This is a genomic window from Cupriavidus gilardii, assembly GCF_008801915.1.
In the GTDB taxonomy this organism is placed as follows: Bacteria; Pseudomonadota; Gammaproteobacteria; order Burkholderiales; family Burkholderiaceae; genus Cupriavidus; species Cupriavidus gilardii.
In genome coordinates this window covers 1-19,639 of sequence record NZ_VZOV01000003.1, presented here as the reverse complement: position 1 = coordinate 19,639, position 19,639 = coordinate 1, and the positions used below count along the sequence as shown (strand labels likewise).

The window sequence follows — 19,639 nt, the reverse complement described above, 5'->3', positions numbered from 1 at the left end:
CGGCGCCCGCGCGAGGGTCAGTCGAAACGCCTGTCCTCGGGCGGCGCTGCCCAGCGTAGCGCATCGAAGCGCTTCCAGACGTCTCGCAGCGCCGCATGCCGCGTCGGCTGCGCGCGCAACTCGCACAGGGCGAGCAGCGGCAAACCCTGATACTGGCCGGGCAATGCCGCGGTGGCGGCGATCAGTTGTTCCAATAGCGGTTTGGCGGCAAGTTGCACACCCTTTCGATCGCCGCTCCATTTGCGCAGATCGAACATTGCCAGCCGGCACAGGACCTGCGCCTGCAGCGTCGATGGCAGCGTCCGGGTCTGCTGCAGCAGCCACGCGCGTTCATCGATCTTCCTGAACTTGAGCGCCAGCGCATCCAGGACCTCGGCGCGCGGCGTTGGCTCGACTCGGGACAGCGCCGCGGCGATGATGTCCCGCCAGATGCGACTCCACTCCGGAGGCGGTTCGCGCATTTCGACCATCATCGAACGCCATGCCTTGGCGAGCCCGGCATCGAGCGACCCGGCATGACGCCGCGCGTTGGTCGTGTGCGCCAGCATGGCGCCCGCCAGCGGTCCCCAGACCACGACGTTGCGGTCGCACCGATATGCCGTCACCCTCGCGCTGTCCTGGGCGGCCAGCTGGACGTCCTCCGGCAGACCGGCGTAGCGCTCCAGGATGACGGCGTCATCCCGGGTGGTGTTCAGGATGGCCTTGACGAACGCCATGAACTCGGAAATCGCCGCCGGTGGCCCGGCCGGGGAAGGGCCACCCCCCTCGACATACCGAAGCACTGCCGCCACCGCTTCCCGGTCCGTCGGCAAGAGCCCATCGGCGGCGGCACGGAGACGGTCCGCCGTCCCAGGCGGCGCCCATTCGTTCGCTACCCAGGCCATGGCCTTGATCACAACGGCCCGGTCCTCGACGGACAGCGCCTGCGTGGAATCCAGCACGGCGTTCCACACCGTCGGCCATGTCGCGCTCTGGAATCCAGGTCCCAAGGTGGTGTTGGTACGGTCGCACTCCAGCGTCTTGACCAGCTCGAGCAACAGCGCCGTTTGCGCCGACAGCGGACGTTGCCTGGCATCGACCAGTTCGCCATTGGCTTGCAGCAGTTGCAGATGGCGATCGGCAATCGCCGGCATGCCGCTACGCCAACGCACGCGCTCCAGCAATGTCAGCAGCAGATCCACGCGCGGCTCGAGCGGCAGGGCCCGGCCAGCATCGATCCACAGCGCCAGCGCCGCTTCGGACATCGGAACGGCGCAGAGCCGCAGATAGGCGCACAGGGACGGCCCGCGCTGGCTCGCCGGCAACTCCATGACCGAGACCATCAGGTCATCGGGCGAGACGCCATACTCGTCCCACACGGCGCGCACGGAATCGGCTTCGGACCGGGTCCGGTGGCCCGCCGCGGCCAGCAGTTGCCGAAGCGGCCTGGCGCGAACGGATGCCGGCAGGCCCAGCACCGCCTGGGCGGTATCGTGCTGGCCCCGGGTCGTGGTATAGGGCAGCCGGAACACGCTTCGCGCCAGCGTCGTCAGGATCTCGGCCCGGCTCGACATCGAAATGGGCGGCTGCGCCAGGGCCAGGCATTGCCGTTTGTCGCGATGCCGGTCGGGCAAGGCGTGCGTCCCGGGACTGCACGCCCGCAGGACCGGCGCGATCGTGGACGGCGTCGACGCTCGCCGCGCGTGGTGCAACAGTCTGTCGGCATGCACCGTGCTGCGTAGCGATTGCAGCATCGATTTCGACACGCGGGCCAGGTTGGCGCGGGTTCGCGGTGGCAGCATGCCGGCCACCTGTTGCCAGACATGGCAGGGAACGAGGTCGATGGTGGCCTTGCTGGCAGACGACGCCGGCTGTCCCGGTGGCAGCGCGATGGCAAGCGCACCGGTGCTGGCGGGATGGGAGGCAGGAAAGGCGGTCGGGTCGGCGACAGGCAGGAAGGACGGCGCGGGAGGCGCACGGCCAGTAACAGGCGGATTCAGGGGCATGGCAGGGAAACATGGGCAAGGTCGCTTGGCGCCTTGCCGCGCGGAGCTCGGGAAGTCGGGAACCCGGACGCAGGGCACTATCGTGCGCCATCGTACGGGCCATCGGGGCACCATCGCAGGCGCCGCACGAAGGCGGATGGTGCGCCAACTCCCTGCCCCCCGCTTTGCCGTAATTCCGCCCGCTTTCGCTTCTACCGCCTGCTTTTGTTCATCGTGCCGCTGACCACGCGCCCCTTACTGGATGATGCCCCCGCCGAGACACACCTCGCCGTCGTACAGCACCGCCGATTGGCCCGGCGTGACGGCCCATTGCGCCTCGTCGAAGCGCAGCCGCAGATCGTCTCCATCGACCGCATCGACCACGCACGGCGCGTCGCTCTGCCGATAGCGCGTCTTGGCGCTCAGCGCGCTACCCGCGCGCGGCGCTTCACCGGCGACCCACGACAGGTCGGCGGCACGCAGCGTCGGCGACAGCAGCCACGGGTGATCGTGCCCCTGCACCACGTACAGCGTGTTGGACGCCATGTCCTTGCGCGCGACGTACCACGCGTCGCCGCTGCCGTCGCGGCTGCCGCCCAGCCCGATACCCTTGCGCTGGCCCAGCGTGTAGAAGGCCAGGCCGATATGCTCGCCGACGACCTTGCCGTCGGCGGTCTTCATCGGCCCGGGCCTGGTCGGCAGATAGCGATTCAGAAAATCCCGGAATGGACGTTCACCAATAAAGCAGATGCCGGTGGAATCCTTTTTCTTCGCGTTCGGCAGGCCGATTTCGGCGGCGATCTCGCGCACCTGCGTCTTCGGGATCTCGCCCAGCGGAAACAGCGTGCGCGACAGCTGCGCCTGATTGAGCCGATGCAGGAAGTAGCTCTGGTCCTTGGTGTGGTCCAGCGCCTTCAGCAGTTCGAAGCGGCCATGCTCGCCCTGCCGCACGCGCGCATAGTGGCCGGTGGCGATGCGCTCGGCCCCCAGCGACATCGCATGGTCCAGGAAGGCCTTGAACTTGATCTCGGCGTTGCACAGCACGTCGGGATTGGGCGTGCGCCCGGCCGAATATTCCCGCAGGAAATCGGCGAACACGCGGTCCTTGTACTCGGCGGCGAAGTTGACCGCCTCGACGTCGACGCCGATCAGGTCGGCCACCGACACCACGTCGAGCCAGTCCTGGCGCGTCGAGCAGTATTCGCTGTCGTCGTCGTCCTCCCAGTTCTTCATGAACAGGCCGACGACCTCGTAGCCCTGCTGCTTCAGCAGCCAGGCGGTGACCGACGAGTCCACCCCGCCCGACATGCCGACCACGACGCGTTCGCCGCGGCCGATGCCGGGATTCAGTTCGGGGCGGGCCGAAGTGACGGCGCTCGCGACGGCGCTCATGGCAGCGCTCCCTGCATCAACGCCGACGGATGCGTGTACAGCGCGTCGAGCGCGAAGCGCTTTCCGGCCAGATAGTCCTCGACACAGGCCAGCACCAGCGGCGAGCGATGACGTTCCGGGCAGGCGCGGATCTCGTCGGCGCTGAGCCAGACGGTGCGCACGATGCCGGTATCGAGCGGACGGCCGCTGTCGAGCGGACCCAGATCGCCGGTAAACGCGAAGCGCACATAGGTGATGTCGCCCTCGGGATGCTGGCCGGTCGGCGAGGTCACCGAGCCGGCCAGATAGCAGCCGAGCAGCGCGCGCGGCTCGAAGCTGTGCGCGGTTTCCTCCAGCGTTTCGCGGATCACGGCGCGCACCAGGCTCTCGCCCGGGTCCAGATGGCCGGCCGGCTGATTCAGCTTCAGGCCGTCGCGGGTTTCTTCTTCGACCAGCAGGAAGCGGCCGCCGCGCTCGATCACGGCGGCCACCGTGACGCTGGTTTTCCAGTCTTGGGACATGATGCACAAGTTTTAGGCAATCCGGCATTTTACCGGCAGGCGCGCGGCGCTGCAGCGCGGCGGACCGCGCGGGGGCCGGCGCGGGACCGCACCTCGATCGCCCCCATCGCCCGGCTCGCCCCCAAGCTCCCAATCGCCCCAATTGCCGTCGGATTCCTGTAAGCTGCGGAAAAATTGTGCGCCGCGCTGGACGGCGGCGCCGATAAACGAGCCCGGATGCCTGCCCGGCCGTAGCGCGGAGCGGCACCGCAACAGGAGAAGCTGACGATGCAGATCGGTATCCCGCTGGAGACACGGGCCGGCGAAGCGCGTGTCGCCGCCACCCCCGAGACCGTCAAGAAGTACGTCGCCCAAGGCCATCAGGTGCTCGTGCAGAGCGGTGCCGGTGTACGCGCCAGCTGTCCCGACGCCGCCTACGAGGCCGCCGGCGCCAGCATCGTCGATGCCGCCCGCGCGTTCGGCGCCGAACTCGTGTTGAAGGTACGCGCGCCCGATCCGCAGGAACTGACGCAGATTCGCCCCGGCGCCGCGCTGGTCGGCATGCTCGACCCGTTCGACGCCGACAACAACGCGCGCATGGCGGCCGCCGGCATCGTCGCGTTCGCGCTCGAAGCCGCGCCGCGCACGACGCGCGCGCAAAGCATGGACGTGCTGTCCTCGCAGGCCAATATCGCCGGCTACAAGGCCGTGCTGGTCGCGGCCAACCACTACCAACGCTTCATGCCGATGCTGATGACCGCCGCCGGTACGGTCAAGGCGGCGCGCGTGCTGATTCTCGGCGCCGGCGTGGCCGGCCTGCAGGCGATCGCGACCGCCAAGCGGCTGGGCGCGGTGATCGAGGCCTCCGACGTGCGGCCCGCGGTCAAGGAACAGATCGAATCGCTGGGCGCGAAGTTTCTCGACGTGCCGTTCGAGACCGACGAAGAGCGCGAGATCGCGCAGGGCGTCGGCGGCTATGCGCGGCCGATGCCGGCAAGCTGGATGCAGCGCCAGGCCGCGCTGGTGCACGAGCGCGCGAAGCAGGCCGATATCGTCATCACGACCGCGCTGATCCCTGGACGCCGTGCGCCGGTGCTGCTGAAGGAAGAGACCGTGCAGGCGATGAAGCCGGGCTCGGTGGTGGTCGACCTGGCCGCCGCGCAAGGCGGCAACTGCCCGCTGACCGTGGCCGACGAGGTGGTCGAGCGCCACGGCGTGACGCTGGTCGGCTACACCAATCTGGCCAGCATGGTCGCGGCCGACGCCTCCGCGCTGTACGCGCGCAACGTGCTCGACTTCCTCAAGCTGATCGTCGACAAGGACGGCAAGCTGACAATCAACGCGGAAGACGATATCGTCGCGGCCTGCCTGATCAGCAGGGACGGCGCGCTGGCCCGCCAGGCGGCCTGAACGGCTGCCGGCCCGCGCTGCCGGTGCGACCGGCGCGCCGGCAGCGCCGACCCTCCACCATCGATTTCAACCCCGCGCCCATCCCGGGCGCGTTTTCACGGTGCCGCGGCCGCACGTTCGCGCCGTCGCGGCGCCAGCATCAACGAAGGAAAGCAACACCATGCAACGCATCATTCTGCGCGCCAAGCTGCATCGCGTCACCGTGACGCAGGCCGACCTGCACTACGAGGGGTCGTGCGGCATCGACGAGGATCTGCTCGACGCGGCGGACATGAAGGAGTACGAGAAGATCGAGCTCTACAACGTCAACAATGGCGAACGTTTCTCGACCTACATCATCAAGGGCAAGCGCGGCACCGGCGAGATCTCGCTGAACGGCGCCGCCGCGCGCCGCGCCCATCTCGGCGACCACCTGATCATCTGCACCTACGCGCCGATGAGCGATGCGGAACTGGCCGACTACAAGCCGAAGATCGTGCTGGTCGACGACAACAACCGCATCAAGGAAATCAAGAAGGTGTAATCCCATGATCGCCGCGCGCAGGCAGTCTCGCCCGCAATCCCGGCATGCCAACGGTGGCCCTGGCGCATGGCGCCGCTGGCTGATCGTTGTCGTGACGGCGGGCTGCGCGGCCTGCGCGGGCTTGTCGGCCCCCACCTCCGCCCCCACCTCGGCGCCCGTTTCCGCCCCCGACTCCGCCGCCCATGACGGCGGTGCCCCGCCGGCCACCGCCGCGGCGGACCCGCTGCCCTCCTGGCGCGACGGTCCCGCCAAGCAGGCGATCCTGCGCTTCGTGCGCGACACCACCACCGTCGGCGGTCCCGACTTCGTCGCTCCGGCCGACCGCATCGCCATCTTCGACAACGACGGCACGCTGTGGCGCGAGGACCCGCGTGCCGAGCTGCTGTTCGTCGCCCATCTGGCGCGGGCGCGCACCGACGCCGATCCCGCGCTCGGCGCGCAAAGCCCCTACCGCGAATTCCTCGCCGATCCGCGCGGCTATCTGCAGCGCGGCGACACCGCGGCGCTGCAGCTGCTGCACGCCGTGTACGGCAACACCGCGGTCGAATCGTTCCAGGACGAGGCGCGGCGCTTTCTCGCCGTCGCCCGCCATCCCCGCAACAGCGCGCCGCTGCGCGACGGCATCTACCAGCCGATGATGGAGCTGCTCGGCCATCTGCGCGCGCAGGGCTACCAGACCTGGCTGTGCGCGGGCTCGACCGCCGACTTCATGCGCGCGTTCGCCGCGGACTACTACGGCATCGCGCCACAGCAGGTGATCGGCTCCCGGCTGGCGCTGCGCTTTCGCCAGACCGCGCAGGGCAACGCGGTCTGGCGCGAGCCGCGCGTCGACAGCTTCAACGACAAGGAGAACAAACCCGCCAATATCGCGCTGCAGATCGGCAAGCGGCCGGTGTTCGCGGCCGGCAACGTCGGCGGCGCCGGCGATATCGCGATGCTGGCCTACAGTCAGGGACGGCGTGGGCCGTCGTTCCAGCTGCTGATCGAGCACGATGACGCGCAGCGCGAGTCGGCCTATACGGAGCCGGATGGCGCGTCGCTGAAGGCCGCCGCCGCGCACCGCTGGACCGTGGTCAGCATGCGGCGCGACTGGGAGCGGGTGTTCGTGGCGCCGTCGGCACGGCGGCCATCCCCGGCACTGGCCGGCGAGCCAATGGCGAAGCCGGCCACGCCATAGCTGGAAACTGCGCGGGCAACCGCGCAGGCAAGCGGATAACCGAATTCAAGCAACGGGAGGAGAAGTCGATGGAGATGGTGAACCACACGGTGATCAACCTGATCATCTTCGTGCTGGCGATCTACGTGGGCTACCACGTGGTCTGGACGGTCACGCCGGCGCTGCATACCCCGCTGATGGCGGTCACCAATGCGATCTCGGCGATCATCATCGTCGGCGCGATGCTGGCCGCCGGGCTGACCGAGGGCGGCGTCGGCCGTGCGATGGGCACGCTCGCCGTGGCCCTGGCCGCGGTCAACGTGTTCGGCGGCTTCCTGGTGACCCAGCGCATGCTGGAAATGTTCAAGAAGAAGGAGCCGAAGAAGTCGGCACCGGCCGGTAGCAAGGAGGGCGCGCAATGAGCATGAACGTCGTCACGCTGCTCTACCTGGTGGCCTCGGTCTGCTTCATCCAGGCCTTGAAGGGGCTCTCGCATCCGGCCACCGCGCGCCGCGGCAACGCCTTCGGCATGATCGGCATGGCGATCGCGGCGCTGACCACGGTCGCGCTGATCGTCAAGCTGAAGAACGAGTTCCTGGCGGCCGGCATCGGCCAGTCGTCGATCGGCACCGGACTCGGCCTGATCCTGGCCGGGCTGGTCGTCGGCGGCGGCATCGGCGCCTACGTCGCGAAGAAGGTCGAGATGACCAAGATGCCGGAACTGGTCGCGGCGATGCACTCGCTGATCGGCCTGGCGGCCGTCTTCATCGCCATCGCGGCGGTGGCGGAACCGGCCGCCTTCGGCATCACCGCGGCCGGCTCGCACGAGATTCCGCTGGGCAACCGCATCGAGCTGTTCATCGGCTGCTTCGTCGGTGCCATCACGTTCTCGGGCTCGGTGATCGCCTTCGGCAAGCTGGCCGGGCGCTACAAGTTCCGGCTGTTCCAGGGCGCGCCGGTGGTATTCGCCGGCCAGCACTGGCTGAACCTGGGGCTGGCGGTCGCGATGGTCGGCTTCGGCATCGCCTTCTTCATGACGCAGCAGTGGATGCCCTTCCTGGTCATGCTGGCAATCGCCTTCGTGCTCGGCGTGCTGATCATCATTCCGATCGGCGGCGCCGACATGCCGGTGGTGGTGTCGATGCTGAACTCGTATTCGGGCTGGGCGGCGGCGGGCATCGGCTTCTCGCTGAACAACCCGATGCTGATCATCGCCGGCTCGCTGGTCGGCTCCTCCGGCGCGATCCTGTCGTACATCATGTGCCGGGCGATGAACCGCTCGTTCTTCAACGTGATCCTGGGCGGCTTCGGCGGCGAGGCCGGCAGCGCGGCCGCCGCCGGCGCGCAGGCGCAGCGCAACGTCAAGTCCGGCTCGCCGGACGACGCGGCCTTCCTGATGGGCAATGCGGAGACCGTGATCATCGTGCCCGGCTACGGCCTGGCGGTGGCGCGCGCCCAGCATGCGCTGAAGGAGCTGACCGAAATGCTGTCGGAGAAAGGCGTCACGGTGAAGTACGCGATCCACCCGGTCGCGGGCCGCATGCCGGGTCATATGAACGTGCTGCTGGCCGAGGCCGAGGTGCCTTACGACCAGGTCTTCGAAATGGAAGACATCAACAGCGAGTTCGGCCAGGCCGACGTGGTGCTGGTGCTCGGCGCCAACGACGTGGTCAACCCGGCGGCCAAGACCGACCCGAACTCGCCGATCGCCGGCATGCCGATCCTCGAGGCCTACAAGGCCAAGACCATCATCGTCAACAAGCGCTCGATGGCGGCCGGCTACGCCGGGCTCGACAACGAGCTGTTCTACATGGACAAGACGATGATGGTGTTCGGCGACGCCAAGAAGGTGGTCGAGGACATGGTCAAGGCGGTCGCCTGACCGGGGCGGTCCGGCCCGCCGATCCGTCCCGCCGGCCCTGCTGCAGGGCCGGTTGCGCCCCCGCTCCGGCGCGCTATACTGGCCCTCGGCCGCGGGGGCCGGCTTGCGCCGGCCATGGCGGCCCTGGCGCCGGCCCCGCGCTCCCCGCTGCAGCCGGACCCGCTTCTCGCCTCCCGGGGTCGCACGCGACATGACATTCAATCCGCAGGACAGGCATCTGCCGGTCTTCCAACATCCGATCCTGACCGTGCTGGTCGACGACAGCCGTTCGTTCATGGACAGCCTCGCCTTCCAGATGGACCGGACCCGCCCGGTGGTCGCCTTCACCGACCCGCGCGAGGCGCTGCAGTGGATCCGGGAGGCGTACACCACGCGCTTCACCGGCTTCCTGCCGGTGCGCGTCACGCACGACGATCTGACGTTCCTGACCGAGCGCCGCACCGTGCAGCTCGATATCGACCGCATCCACCGGCAGATCCACGACATTCACCGCTTCGTGCAGCCGGGCGTGATCGTGGTCGACTATTCGATGCCGCAGATGGACGGGCTCGAGTTCTGCCGCGCGCTGCAGGACCTGCCGTGCAAGACCGTCCTGCTGACCGGCACCGCCGACGAGGGCGTCGCGGTGCAGGGCTTCAACCACGGGCTGATCGACCGCTACGTCAAGAAGCACGACAGCAATATGGTCGAGCGGCTGGACCAGGAGATCGACGCGCTGCAGCAGCAGTACTTCACCACGCTGTCGCACACGCTGCGCGACCTGCTGACGCGGCACTCGTTCTCGTTCCTGTCCGATGCCGCGATGGCCGAGCGCGTGCGCCAGCTGGCGGCGCGCTACGGTTTCGTCGAGTACTACCTGTACCCGAATCCGGCCGGCATCCTGCTGCTGACGGCGCAGGGCCAGGCCACGCTGATGGTGATCGAGACCCGCACCAGCCTGGCGAGCCAGGTCGAGTCGGCCGAGGCCTACGACGCCCCGGCGGCGCTGACCGAAGGCCTGCGCGAAGGCCGCATCGTGCCGTTCTTCTGGCCCGGCAACGGCATGTACACGCCGGCCTGCGTCGACTGGGAGCAATACTGCCTGCCGGCCGAGCGCGTCGAGGGCCGCGAGGAATTCCTGTACGCGCTGTTCGACCTGCCGCGCCACCTGCTGGACGAGCCGGTAGTCAGCTTCAAGACCTTCCTGACCGAATTCGAGCGCAACGAAGGCAGTCTGACGGGGCGCTGACCGCCCGGTTGCTCCCCTCTCCCGTCGTTACGGCTGCGCCCGATTGCCGCCCCTGACCATCTCGAAGCGGAACAGGCGGCATTCGATATTGCCGTTGTAGAGCGGCACCCGCCGCGATTCCTTCAGCCGCAGCCGGCGCGGCAGCGACAGGTCGCCGGTGAAGATCCAGGCTTCCCAGCCGGCAAAATGCTGCTTCAGCGTCGTCGCGAATGCGCTGGCGAACTGGTTGGCGGCGTCTTCCTCGGCGCTGTCCACCGGCGCCTCGTCGAATGCAGGCCGGCGCTGGCCGCGCACCGCGATCCGCTCGCCATAGGGCGGGTTCAGCAGCAACAGGCCGGGTTCCGCGAACGGCGGCTGCACGTGCCGCGCATCGACCTGCTTGGCGCGCAGCTCGCCCGGCAAGCCGGCACGCCGCCAGTTGGCGCTCGCCATCGCCAGCATGTCGGTCGAGATATCGCTGCCGGCAATGGCCAGGTCCGCCGCCGCGGACGTTGCAGCCGCGGCAGCGCGCTGGCTCGCGGCCTGGGCCTCGCTCTTGAGCGCCTTCCACGGCTTCAGGTTGATTCCCTTGAGCCATTCGAAGGCAAAGCTGCGTGCCGCGCCGGGGGCGAGGCCCAGCGCGACCTGCGCGGCCTCGACCAGGAACGTGCCGCTGCCGCACATCGGATCGTAGAAGGGCCGCGCGGTCTTGCCCGGCGTCCAGCCGGCCAGCCGCAGGATGCCTGCGGCCAGATTCTCCTTCAGCGGCGCCTCTCCCTTCTCCATGCGCCAGCCGCGCTTGAACAGCGGCTCGCCGGTGGTGTCCAGGTACAGCGTGCAGTCGTGCTCGGTCAGGTGCGCGTAGATCCGTACGTCGGGGCTGGCGGTGTCGACGCTGGGCCGCGCGCCCAGACGCTCCCGCATCGCGTCGCAGACGCCGTCCTTGACCCGCAGCGCGGTGAAGTTCAGGCTGCGCAGCGGCGAGCGGTGCGCGGTCAGTTCGATCTTGATGGTCTCGTCCGGACCGAACCACTGGTCCCAGCGCTGCGCGCGCGCCAGCTCGTAGATGTCGTCCTCGTGCCGGTACCCGCGAGCGGCGACCCGCAGCAGCACGCGGCTGGCGATGCGCGAATGCAGGTTGACCGCGTACGCGGCCGCCATGTCGCCGGAAAAGCTGACGCCGCCCGGCACCTCGCGATGGACGTCGAACGGCGCCAGGGCGTCGACATCGGGCCGCACGGCGATCTCGCGCAGCTCATCGGCGAGCGCGCTCTCGAGGCCGCGCGGGCAGGGGGCGAAGAAGGCTTGGGTCATTACAGCGGTCCGGCAAAAGGTCGAATGGGGTCGCGACAGGTCAAACAAACAGCAGGCGAAACGGCGGCACAAGCCGCTTCAAACAAAAACGTCCGCCGTGGCGGACGGGGGCGCCGGCGCCGGCCCGGGCCGGCAGGGATCGCCTCAGGCGGCCGCCAGCGCGCGGTCGAGGAAGTCCAGCCGGTCCTGGCCCCAGTACGGCTGGCCGTCGTAGACATACCATGGCGCGCCGAACACGCCGGCCGAAATCGCGTCCTGCGTATGGCGCGCGTATTCCTCCTGCACCCCCTGCCCTTCGCTGGCCTTGAGCAGCGCCGCGCCATCGAAGTCCAGGCGGTCGGCCAGCTCGGCCAGCGTGGCGGCATCGGCGATATTACGCTCCTGCGCCCACAGCGCGTGTCCGATCGCGCCCAGCAGCGCCATCGCGCGCGCGGTGCCATGGGCCAGCCGCGCCGCGATGATCAGCCGGCTGGCGGCGTCGCCCGAGACCGGAAAGTACTTCGGCTCCAGATTGAGCGGCACGCCGAGGTAGTCGCGCCAGCGCGCCAGTTCGATCAGCCGGTAGGCCTGGCGCTGCGGCGGCCGCTGGGCCAGCGGCAGACCGCCCGAGGTCGCGAACACCTTGCCCAGGTCGCACGGCTTCAGATTGACCTGGGCGCCATGACGGGCCGCGATCTCGGTAAAGCGCGCATGGCCGAGATAGACGTACGGCGACTGCGGCGAGAAGTAGTAGTCGATCTGCTTGCTCATCGGATCCTCGGGGACAGGTTCAGGCGGAGAAATACGGCATCAGAATGGCTTGACCACCACCAGCACCACGATCGCCAGCAGCACCAGCACCGGCAGTTCGTTGAACCAGCGGTAGAAGCGGTGCGAGCGGGTATTGCGGCCGGCCTCGAACTTGCGCAGCAGCACCGCGCAGCCATGGTGATAGCCGAGCAGCACCAGCACCAGCGCCAGCTTGGCATGCATCCAGCCCTGCCCCGGGCCGAGCCCGATGCCATAGCCCAGATAGAGCCACAGGCCGAACGCCAGCGCGGGGATCGCCAGCATCGTCATGAAGCGCAGCAGCTTGCGCGCCATCGCCAGCAGCCGCGCCACCGCGGCGGGATCGGTCTCCATCGCCAGATTGACGAAGATGCGCGGCAGATAGAACAGCCCGGCGAACCAGGAGACGACGAAGACGATATGCAGCGATTTGACCCAGAGCATCGGCGATCCGTATGACGCGGCGATTTACGTGCGAATCTCGCCGTGGCCGAACACCACGTACTTCAGCGAGGTCAGCCCTTCGAGGCCGACCGGGCCGCGTGCGTGCAGCTTGTCGTTCGAGATGCCGATCTCCGCGCCGAGGCCGTATTCGAAGCCGTCCGCAAAACGGGTCGACGCGTTGATCATCACGCTGGCCGAATCGACCTCGCGCAGGAAACGCATGCCGGCCGAATAGTTCTCGGTGACGATCGAATCGGTATGGGCCGAGCCGTAGGTATTGATATGGGCGATCGCCTCGTCCAGGCCAGACACCGTGCGGATCGCCAGCACCGGCGCCAGGTATTCGAGGCGCCAGTCTTCCTCGGTCGCATCGACCAGGCCTTTGATGCCGGCCGCTTCCAGCGTGGCGCGCGTGGCCGGGCAGACCCGCAGCTCCACGCCCTTCTGCTGGTAGATCGTGCACAGCGGCGGCAGCACGCGCGCGGCGATCGATTCGGCGACCAGCAGCGTTTCCATCGTGTTGCACGGCGCGTAGCGCTGCGTCTTGGCGTTGTCGCAGATGCGCACGGCCTTGTCGAGGTCGGCGTCGCCGTCGACGTAGACGTGGCAGATGCCGTCCAGATGCTTGATCATCGGCACGCGCGCCTCTTCCATCAGCCGCGCGATCAGGCTCTTGCCGCCGCGCGGCACGATCACGTCGACATATTCGGTCATCGTGATCAGCCGGCCGACCGCGGCGCGGTCGGTGGTCTCGATGACCTGCACCGCCTCGGCCGGCAGACCGGCTTCGGCCAGCCCTTCGGCGACCAGTCTGGCCAGCGCGGTGTTCGATTCGATCGCTTCCGAACCGCCGCGCAGGATGGTCGCGTTTCCAGACTTCAGGCACAGCGCCGCGGCGTCGATCGTCACATTGGGACGCGACTCGTAGATGATGCCGATCACGCCGAGCGGCACACGCATCTGGCCGACCTGGATGCCGGTCGGCCGGTATTTCATGTTGCCGATCTCGCCGATCGGATCGGGCAGCGCGGCGATCTGCTCCAGGCCCGCGGCCATCGTCGCGATGGCCTTGTCCGACAGGGTCAGCCGGTCGACGAAGGCGGCGTCCTGGCCGTTGGCGCGGGCACGCTCGACATCGCGCGCATTGACGGCCTTCAACTGCTCGGCGTCGCGGCGGATCGCGGCGGCGATGGTCAGCAGCGCGCGGTTCTTGTCGGCGGTCGATGCGCGCGCCATCGCGCGCGACGCGGCGCGGGCCTGGCGGCCGACGCGGTCCATGTACTGGTAGAGGTCGAGCTCGTTCATATCGGGGGCCGGTCGGTGCGGCCTGGCAATCTTGTATTTGGCGGCCCGCGCTGCGGGCGGCGCGGCGTCGCGGGTTCCGGCGGCGCTCGGCCGCAGCCCAGGGTTGGATCGGCGGCCGATCAGCGCGCGATCATCAGCGCCAGCTGCAGCAGACCGTCCCACGGCTCGGCCGGCATGCCGTCGACGCGCAGTCCCTTGGTCTGCCGGTCCAGCTTCGCGGCCATCGCCAGCGCGGCTTCGAGGCGCTCGGTGGACAGCCGCTGCGCGGCCTGCGGCACCAGCTTCTCGCGCGGTCCCCAGATGCGCAGCTCGCGGGTCAGCACGCCCATCGGCTTGCCGCCGGCCAGCCCCTGCCGGACCTTGGATAATACGCGAATTTCCTCGGTCAGCGCCCACAGCACCAGCACCGTGGCCTCGCCCTCGCCGCGCAGTCCTTCCAGCATCCGCACCAGCCGCGGCACGTCGCCGCCCAGCATCGCCTCCGACAGCTTGAAGACGTCGTAGCGCGCGACATTGAGCACCGCGTCGTGGACCTGGTCGAAGGTCAGCACGCCGGCCGGGTACAGCAGGCCGAGCTTCTGGATTTCCTGATGCGCGGCCAGCAGGTTGCCTTCGACCTTGTCCGCGATGAACTGCAGCGCGCGGCGGCCCGGTTCGCCCGGTTCCACACGCTGGTTCTGCAACGCCAGCCGCTCGCCGACCCAGGCCGGCAGCCGCGTGCGATCGACGTTGTCGACCTTGATCGAGACGCCGGCGCCTTCGAGCGCCTGGAACCACGCCGATTTCGACGCGGCGAAGTCCAGCCGCGGCAGCGTGATCAGCATCACCAGATCGGACGCGGACTGGGCGCCCGCCAGCTGCGCCGCCACCGCGCGCAGCACCTCGCCGCCTTCCTTGCCGGGCTTGCCCGACGGAATGCGCAGCTCGACGATCTTGCGGTCGCCGAACAGCGACATCGATTGCTGCGCCTCCAGCAACTGGCTCCACTGGAAGCCGCGCTCGGACACCAGCACGTCGCGCTCGCTGTAGCCTGCCTCGCGCGCGGCCTGGCGCAGACGATCGACCGCCTCGAGCACCAGCAGATGCTCGTCGCCGTGCACCACGTACAGCGGCGCCAGGCCACGCGTCTGTGCCTGGCGCAGGTGACCGTCGAGAGCGTCGAGCTTGAGCTGCATCCGCTGGGCCGTGTCCGCGTGACTTGTCTGTCTTGCCTATCGTGCCGGTCGTGCTTGCGATCGCGCCATGCGCGGCCTCAGGCCGGCTTGGCGGCGGCGAGCCGGCGCATCAGCTGCTGCACGATGTCGCGCTGCATGTCGCGATAGAGCTGCTCTTCCTCGTAGCCCTTGGCCAGCGCGTTGGCCTCGTTGTAGGTCAGGTCGCGGAACAGCACCATCTGCGACGGCGCGATCATCTCGCGGCCGGCGGCATCGCGCAGCCGGAACGTGAAGCGCTGCGTCAGCCGGTATTCGCGCACCACGCCGGCCGTCGTGATCGACAGCACGGTCCGCGTGCGGGTGTCCTCCAGCACGTCGAGCAGCGCGTCGGCCTGCTTCGGGTCGGTGACGACGATGGTGTCGGAGCCGCCCTGGATCGCGCGGGTCAGTTCCGCACCCATCAGCGAGTTCTTCGGGATGCCGACATACAGCCGCTTGAAGGCGAAGTCCGAGCTGCCGCGCAAATGGAAGCCGCAGCCGGCCAGCGCACCGGCGGCCAGCAGCGCAGCCAGCACGGCGCGGCGATTCGGGTTCGGTCTAGTCATGGCGCGATTCCTTTGATTGGGACGATGGCGCGGCGGCGGGATGCCTTGCGGGACGGCCCGCCTCAGATCACCACATTGACCAGGCGGCCGGGCACCACCACGATCTTCTTCGGCGCGGCACCGGCAGCGAACTTGGCGACGGTCTCGCTGGCGGCGGCCATCGCTTCGATCGCGGCGCGGTCGGCGTCGGCCGGCACCGTCAGGCTGCCGCGCACCTTGCCGTTGACCTGCAGCACCAGCTCGATCTCGCTCTGCACCAGCGCCGCCTCGTCGACCTGCGGCCACGGCGCATCGAGCAGATCGCCATACGCGGTGGCGTAGCCCAGCTCCTGCCACAGCACGTGGGTAATGTGCGGCACCACCGGGTACAGCACGCGCAGCAGGATGCCGAAGCCCTCGCGGCGCGCCGCCGGCGAAGCCGACTTGGCGTCTTCCAGTGCGTTCAGCATCTTCATCGCGGCGGACACCACGGTGTTGTACTGGATACGCTGGTAGTCGTAGTTGGCCTGGCGCAGCACGCCATGCACCTCGCGGCGCAGCGCGCGGTCCGCGTCGACGGCTTCACCGCCGGCGCCGGCCGCCCGGATCGCCTCGGCATTGGCCTGGCCATAGGCCCAGACGCGGCGCAGGAAGCGCGACGCGCCCTCGACGCCCGAGCTGCTCCACTCGAGCTGCTGCTCGGGCGGCGCGGCGAACATCGTGAACAGGCGCGCGGTGTCGGCGCCGTACTGGTCGATCAGTGCCTGCGGGTCGATGCCGTTGTTCTTGGACTTCGACATCTTTTCGACGCCGCCGATCTCGACCGGCTGGCCGTCGGCCTTCAGCGTGGCGCCGACCGGTCGGCCGCGCTCGTCGGTCTTCACGTCGACGTCGGCCGGATCGAACCAGTGCTTCTTGCCGCTGGCGTCCTCGCGATAGTAGGTCTCGTTCAGCACCATGCCCTGCGTCAGCAGGTTGGTGAACGGCTCGCCGAACTTGACCAGGCCCAGGTCGCGCATCACCTTGGTCCAGAAGCGCGCATACAGCAGGTGCAGGATCGCGTGTTCGATGCCGCCGATGTACTGATCCATCGGCATCCAGTAATCGTTGCGCCCGTCGACCATCGTGGCCGCGTCCGGGCACGTATAGCGCATGTAGTACCAGCACGAGTCGATGAACGTATCCATCGTGTCGGTCTCGCGCCGGGCCGGCTTGCCGCAGGACGGGCAGGTGCATTCGAGGAAGCGCGGGTCCTTCGCGAGCGGATTGCCGCTGCCGTCCGGCACCAGGTCCTCGGGCAGCACCACCGGCAGGTCCTGCTCGGGCACCGGCACCACGCCGCAGCTGTCGCAATGGATCAGCGGGATCGGCGTGCCCCAGTAGCGCTGGCGCGAAATGCCCCAGTCGCGCAGGCGCCAGGTCACCTTCTTCTCGCCCAGGCCCTTGGCGGCCAGGTCGGCGGCGATCGCATCGACCGCGGCGCGATGGTGCAGGCCGTCGTAGCGGCCGCTATGGATGCAGCGGCCATGTTCCTTGTCGGCGTACCAGTCCTGCCAGGCCTCGGTCGAGAACGGCTGGCCGTCCACGTCGATGACCTGCCTGATCGGCAGGCCGTACTTGCGCGCAAAGGCGAAGTCGCGCTCGTCGTGCGCGGGCACGCCCATCACCGCGCCGTCGCCGTAGCTCATCAGCACGTAGTTGCCGACCCAGACGTCGACCGGCTCGCCGGTCAGCGGGTGCACGACCTTCAGTCCGGTCGGCATGCCCTTCTTTTCCATGGTCGCCATGTCGGCTTCCATCACCGAGCCGCGCTTGCACTCGTCGATGAAGGCGGCCAGTTCCGGATTGGTCGAGGCGGCGTGCGTGGCCAGCGGGTGCTCGGCGGCGACCGCGCAGAAGGTCACGCCCATGATGGTGTCGGCGCGCGTGGTGAACACGTACAGCTTGCCGCCGCCGATCAGCTCACCGTCGTCGCCGACGATCGCGTGCGGGAAGGCGAAGCGCACGCCCTCGCTCTTGCCGATCCAGTTCTGCTGCATCACCTTGACGCGCTCGGGCCAGCCCAGGCCCTCCAGCTCGCCCAGCAGCTCCTCGGCGTACTGCGTGATGCCGAGGTAATACATCGGGATCTCGCGCTTCTCGACCACCGCGCCGGAGCGCCAGCCGCGGCCGTCGATCACCTGCTCGTTGGCCAGCACGGTCTGGTCGACCGGATCCCAGTTGACGGTGCCGGTCTTGCGATAGGCGATGCCCTTCTCGAGCATCTTCAGGAACAGCCACTGGTTCCAGCGGTAGTAGTTCGGATCGCAGGTGGCGACCTCGCGCGACCAGTCGATTGCCAGACCCATGGACGCCATCTGCTTCTTCATGTACGCGATGTTGTCGTAGGTCCAGGCCGCCGGCGCCACGCGGTTGTTGATCGCGGCGTTCTCGGCCGGCATGCCGAAGGCGTCCCAGCCCATCGGCATCAGCACGTTATGGCCGTTCATGCGCAGGTAGCGCGCCATCACGTCGTTGATCGTGTAGTTGCGCACGTGGCCCATATGGAGCTTGCCCGACGGATACGGCAGCATCGAACAGGCATAGAACTTGGGCTTCTCCTTGCCGTCGGGGCCCACCGCGTGCTCGTCGACGCGATAGGCATCGATGGCTTGCCAGTGCTGGCGGGCGGATTCTTCGACTTCGGCGGGGAGGTATTTGTCTTGCATGGTTGGGACAGCGGTGCGCGCGCGGCGCATCGGCGATGTGGAATCTGGCAGCGGTTGAAGGCACGCCGGCCGTTGCGGCGTGCGGGAAACGCCGATTATAACCGGCGGTGGCCTGCGGAAACGGCGCACTTGTCGTCCCGCCCAGGCGGGACCCAGCGACGTTTGCAATCCTGCCGGCACAATCCGGCGGCTGGTCCCCGCTTTCGCGGGGACGACGGCAATGCCGCCCCGAGGGGCTTACTTCAGGCCCAGCACGTCCTGCATGTCGAACATCCCGTTGGGCTTGTCCGCCAGGAAGCGGGCGGCCCGCACCGCGCCATCGGCATACGACTGGCGGCTCGAGGATTTGTGGGTGATCTCGATGCGCTCGCCGATGCCGGCGAACAGCACCGTGTGGTCGCCGACGATATCGCCGCCGCGCACCGTGGCAAAGCCGATCGAGTTCGGATCTCGCGCGCCGGTATGTCCCTCGCGCGCGAACACGCCGCAGGTCTTCAGGTCGCGGCCGAGCGCCTCGGCGATGACCTCGCCCATCTTCAGCGCGGTGCCCGAGGGCGCGTCCACCTTGTGCCGATGGTGCGCCTCGATGATCTCGATGTCGTAGCCGGAGGACAGCATCTTCGCCGCGACCTCCAGCAGCTTGAAGGTCGCGTTGACGCCGACACTCATATTGGCGGCGAAGACCACGCCAATCGACTGCGCGGCCTCTGCCAGAGCCGCCTTGCCGGCCTCGTCGAAGCCGGTGGTGCCGATCACCATCTTGACGCCGAGCCGACGCGCCACCTGCACGTGGGCCAGCGTGCCTTCGGGACGGGTGAAGTCGATCAGGCAGTCGGCACTGGACAGGGCGGCCTCGATGTCCGAGGTGATCGTGACACCGGTTTGGCGGCCGAGAAACAGGCCCGCGTCCTGCCCCAGCGCGGCCGCGCCTGGCACGTCGAGCGCGCCGGCCAGCGTCACGCCCTCGGCGTCCAGCACATATTCGATCAACATGCGGCCCATGCGGCCGGAGGCGCCGGCAATAGCGAGTTTCATGGCGAGTCGGTTCCCCGGAAAGAAATCAGGCGAATAACAGCGGATGACAGCGAATGACAGGACAACAAGACTGGAACGGCGCCCGGCGCAGCGTGATTGGGCCACGCGCGCCGCGGCGCCGATGCCACGGCATGGGCGACTGGGCGAAGGTCCGCGCCCCTGCTGCTTATCTTATTTGAGGGTGTAGGCGGGACCGGCGCTGGCGGCGCGCTCGCTGGCCGGCTCGCCGGCGGGCTGCGACGGCGCCGCACCGGCTGGCGCGGCCGCGGCTTCGGGCGCCGAGGCGGACGGCTGCGCCTGCGCCTGCGGCTGTG

General features: G+C 68.6%; 17 protein-coding genes. 6 read left to right on the top strand and 11 right to left on the bottom strand.

Going from position 1 to position 19,639, the window contains the following annotated elements:
• Window positions 1-17: 17 nt before the first annotated feature.
• From F7Q96_RS05700 to F7Q96_RS05690, 3 genes are all read right to left on the bottom strand, one after another.
• Window positions 18-1,985 carry a hypothetical protein gene (locus tag F7Q96_RS05700; protein WP_144425833.1) on the bottom strand — a complete coding sequence of 656 codons (1,968 nt, stop codon included), beginning with the start codon at window positions 1,983-1,985 and terminating at the stop codon, window positions 18-20.
• 234 nt (window positions 1,986-2,219) lie between these two features.
• Entirely contained in the window at window positions 2,220-3,356 is a 1,137-nt protein-coding gene (gene mnmA / locus F7Q96_RS05695; protein WP_257720531.1) for a tRNA 2-thiouridine(34) synthase MnmA, read from the bottom strand.
• On the bottom strand, window positions 3,353-3,856 hold the full coding sequence (locus F7Q96_RS05690; protein WP_170265882.1) for an NUDIX hydrolase: 504 nt from the start codon (window positions 3,854-3,856) through the stop codon (window positions 3,353-3,355). The genes mnmA and F7Q96_RS05690 overlap by 4 nt, the downstream gene beginning before the upstream one ends.
• Window positions 3,857-4,123: 267 nt before the next feature.
• Between F7Q96_RS05690 and F7Q96_RS05685 the strand changes: the two genes are divergently transcribed.
• From F7Q96_RS05685 to F7Q96_RS05660, 6 genes are all read left to right on the top strand, one after another.
• Window positions 4,124-5,245 (top strand): Re/Si-specific NAD(P)(+) transhydrogenase subunit alpha, encoded by a 1,122-nt coding sequence (locus F7Q96_RS05685; RefSeq protein WP_053822496.1) that lies wholly within the window; start codon window positions 4,124-4,126, stop codon window positions 5,243-5,245.
• 160 nt (window positions 5,246-5,405) lie between these two features.
• Window positions 5,406-5,768 (top strand): aspartate 1-decarboxylase, encoded by a 363-nt coding sequence (gene panD, locus F7Q96_RS05680; RefSeq protein WP_006577190.1) that lies wholly within the window; start codon window positions 5,406-5,408, stop codon window positions 5,766-5,768.
• 121 nt (window positions 5,769-5,889) lie between these two features.
• Window positions 5,890-6,945 (top strand): HAD family hydrolase, encoded by a 1,056-nt coding sequence (locus F7Q96_RS05675; RefSeq protein ID WP_249041651.1) that lies wholly within the window; start codon window positions 5,890-5,892, stop codon window positions 6,943-6,945.
• Between the two features lie 68 nt (window positions 6,946-7,013).
• A complete protein-coding gene (locus tag F7Q96_RS05670; RefSeq protein ID WP_053822498.1) occupies window positions 7,014-7,346 on the top strand; it encodes an NAD(P) transhydrogenase subunit alpha part 2 in 333 nt (110 codons plus the stop codon).
• Window positions 7,343-8,806, top strand: a complete 1,464-nt coding sequence (locus F7Q96_RS05665; RefSeq protein WP_053822499.1) for an NAD(P)(+) transhydrogenase (Re/Si-specific) subunit beta — start codon at window positions 7,343-7,345, stop codon at window positions 8,804-8,806. The genes F7Q96_RS05670 and F7Q96_RS05665 overlap by 4 nt, the downstream gene beginning before the upstream one ends.
• A 190-nt stretch (window positions 8,807-8,996) precedes the next feature.
• On the top strand, window positions 8,997-10,034 hold the full coding sequence (locus tag F7Q96_RS05660) for a response regulator (protein WP_053822500.1): 1,038 nt from the start codon (window positions 8,997-8,999) through the stop codon (window positions 10,032-10,034).
• 27 nt (window positions 10,035-10,061) lie between these two features.
• Here F7Q96_RS05660 and F7Q96_RS05655 read toward each other — a convergent pair whose 3' ends face one another.
• The 8 genes from F7Q96_RS05655 to dapB all read right to left on the bottom strand — a co-directional run bounded on the left by F7Q96_RS05655 (window position 10,062) and on the right by dapB (window position 19,325).
• Window positions 10,062-11,327, bottom strand: a complete 1,266-nt coding sequence (locus F7Q96_RS05655) for a THUMP domain-containing class I SAM-dependent RNA methyltransferase (protein ID WP_053822501.1) — start codon at window positions 11,325-11,327, stop codon at window positions 10,062-10,064.
• Window positions 11,328-11,471: 144 nt separating this feature from the next.
• Entirely contained in the window at window positions 11,472-12,077 is a 606-nt protein-coding gene (locus F7Q96_RS05650) for a 2-hydroxychromene-2-carboxylate isomerase (protein WP_053822502.1), read from the bottom strand.
• Window positions 12,078-12,116: 39 nt separating this feature from the next.
• On the bottom strand, window positions 12,117-12,539 hold the full coding sequence (locus F7Q96_RS05645) for a CopD family protein (RefSeq protein ID WP_053822503.1): 423 nt from the start codon (window positions 12,537-12,539) through the stop codon (window positions 12,117-12,119).
• Window positions 12,540-12,563: 24 nt separating this feature from the next.
• Entirely contained in the window at window positions 12,564-13,844 is a 1,281-nt protein-coding gene (locus F7Q96_RS05640) for a glutamate-5-semialdehyde dehydrogenase (protein WP_053822504.1), read from the bottom strand.
• 119 nt (window positions 13,845-13,963) lie between these two features.
• Window positions 13,964-15,019: a DNA polymerase III subunit delta gene (gene holA / locus F7Q96_RS05635; protein WP_053822505.1), complete on the bottom strand. Its 1,056-nt coding sequence runs from the start codon at window positions 15,017-15,019 to the stop codon at window positions 13,964-13,966.
• A 77-nt stretch (window positions 15,020-15,096) separates the two neighbouring features.
• Window positions 15,097-15,603, bottom strand: coding sequence for an LPS-assembly lipoprotein LptE (locus F7Q96_RS05630; protein ID WP_006579735.1), 507 nt, complete (start codon window positions 15,601-15,603; stop codon window positions 15,097-15,099).
• Window positions 15,604-15,665: 62 nt separating this feature from the next.
• The gene (gene leuS / locus F7Q96_RS05625; RefSeq protein WP_053822506.1) at window positions 15,666-18,290 is read right to left on the bottom strand and encodes a leucine--tRNA ligase; all 2,625 of its coding nucleotides are present in this window, start codon (window positions 18,288-18,290) and stop codon (window positions 15,666-15,668) included.
• A 237-nt stretch (window positions 18,291-18,527) separates the two neighbouring features.
• A complete protein-coding gene (dapB, locus tag F7Q96_RS05620; RefSeq protein WP_053822507.1) occupies window positions 18,528-19,325 on the bottom strand; it encodes a 4-hydroxy-tetrahydrodipicolinate reductase in 798 nt (265 codons plus the stop codon).
• Window positions 19,326-19,639: the final 314 nt, after the last annotated feature.

Excerpts from the sequence above, each read along its gene's own strand:
- F7Q96_RS05700 (WP_144425833.1), bottom strand. The coding sequence starts at position 1,985 with ATGCCCCTGAATCCGCCTGTTACTGGCCGTGCGCCTCCCGCGCCGTCC.
- mnmA (WP_257720531.1), bottom strand. The coding sequence starts at position 3,356 with ATGAGCGCCGTCGCGAGCGCCGTCACTTCGGCCCGCCCCGAACTGAAT.
- F7Q96_RS05690 (WP_170265882.1), bottom strand. The coding sequence starts at position 3,856 with ATGTCCCAAGACTGGAAAACCAGCGTCACGGTGGCCGCCGTGATCGAG.
- F7Q96_RS05685 (WP_053822496.1), top strand. The coding sequence starts at position 4,124 with ATGCAGATCGGTATCCCGCTGGAGACACGGGCCGGCGAAGCGCGTGTC.
- panD (WP_006577190.1), top strand. The coding sequence starts at position 5,406 with ATGCAACGCATCATTCTGCGCGCCAAGCTGCATCGCGTCACCGTGACG.
- F7Q96_RS05670 (WP_053822498.1), top strand. The coding sequence starts at position 7,014 with ATGGAGATGGTGAACCACACGGTGATCAACCTGATCATCTTCGTGCTG.
- F7Q96_RS05665 (WP_053822499.1), top strand. The coding sequence starts at position 7,343 with ATGAGCATGAACGTCGTCACGCTGCTCTACCTGGTGGCCTCGGTCTGC.
- F7Q96_RS05660 (WP_053822500.1), top strand. The coding sequence starts at position 8,997 with ATGACATTCAATCCGCAGGACAGGCATCTGCCGGTCTTCCAACATCCG.
- F7Q96_RS05655 (WP_053822501.1), bottom strand. The coding sequence starts at position 11,327 with ATGACCCAAGCCTTCTTCGCCCCCTGCCCGCGCGGCCTCGAGAGCGCG.
- F7Q96_RS05650 (WP_053822502.1), bottom strand. The coding sequence starts at position 12,077 with ATGAGCAAGCAGATCGACTACTACTTCTCGCCGCAGTCGCCGTACGTC.
- F7Q96_RS05645 (WP_053822503.1), bottom strand. The coding sequence starts at position 12,539 with ATGCTCTGGGTCAAATCGCTGCATATCGTCTTCGTCGTCTCCTGGTTC.
- F7Q96_RS05640 (WP_053822504.1), bottom strand. The coding sequence starts at position 13,844 with ATGAACGAGCTCGACCTCTACCAGTACATGGACCGCGTCGGCCGCCAG.
- holA (WP_053822505.1), bottom strand. The coding sequence starts at position 15,019 with ATGCAGCTCAAGCTCGACGCTCTCGACGGTCACCTGCGCCAGGCACAG.
- F7Q96_RS05630 (WP_006579735.1), bottom strand. The coding sequence starts at position 15,603 with ATGACTAGACCGAACCCGAATCGCCGCGCCGTGCTGGCTGCGCTGCTG.
- leuS (WP_053822506.1), bottom strand. The coding sequence starts at position 18,290 with ATGCAAGACAAATACCTCCCCGCCGAAGTCGAAGAATCCGCCCGCCAG.
- dapB (WP_053822507.1), bottom strand. The coding sequence starts at position 19,325 with ATGAAACTCGCTATTGCCGGCGCCTCCGGCCGCATGGGCCGCATGTTG.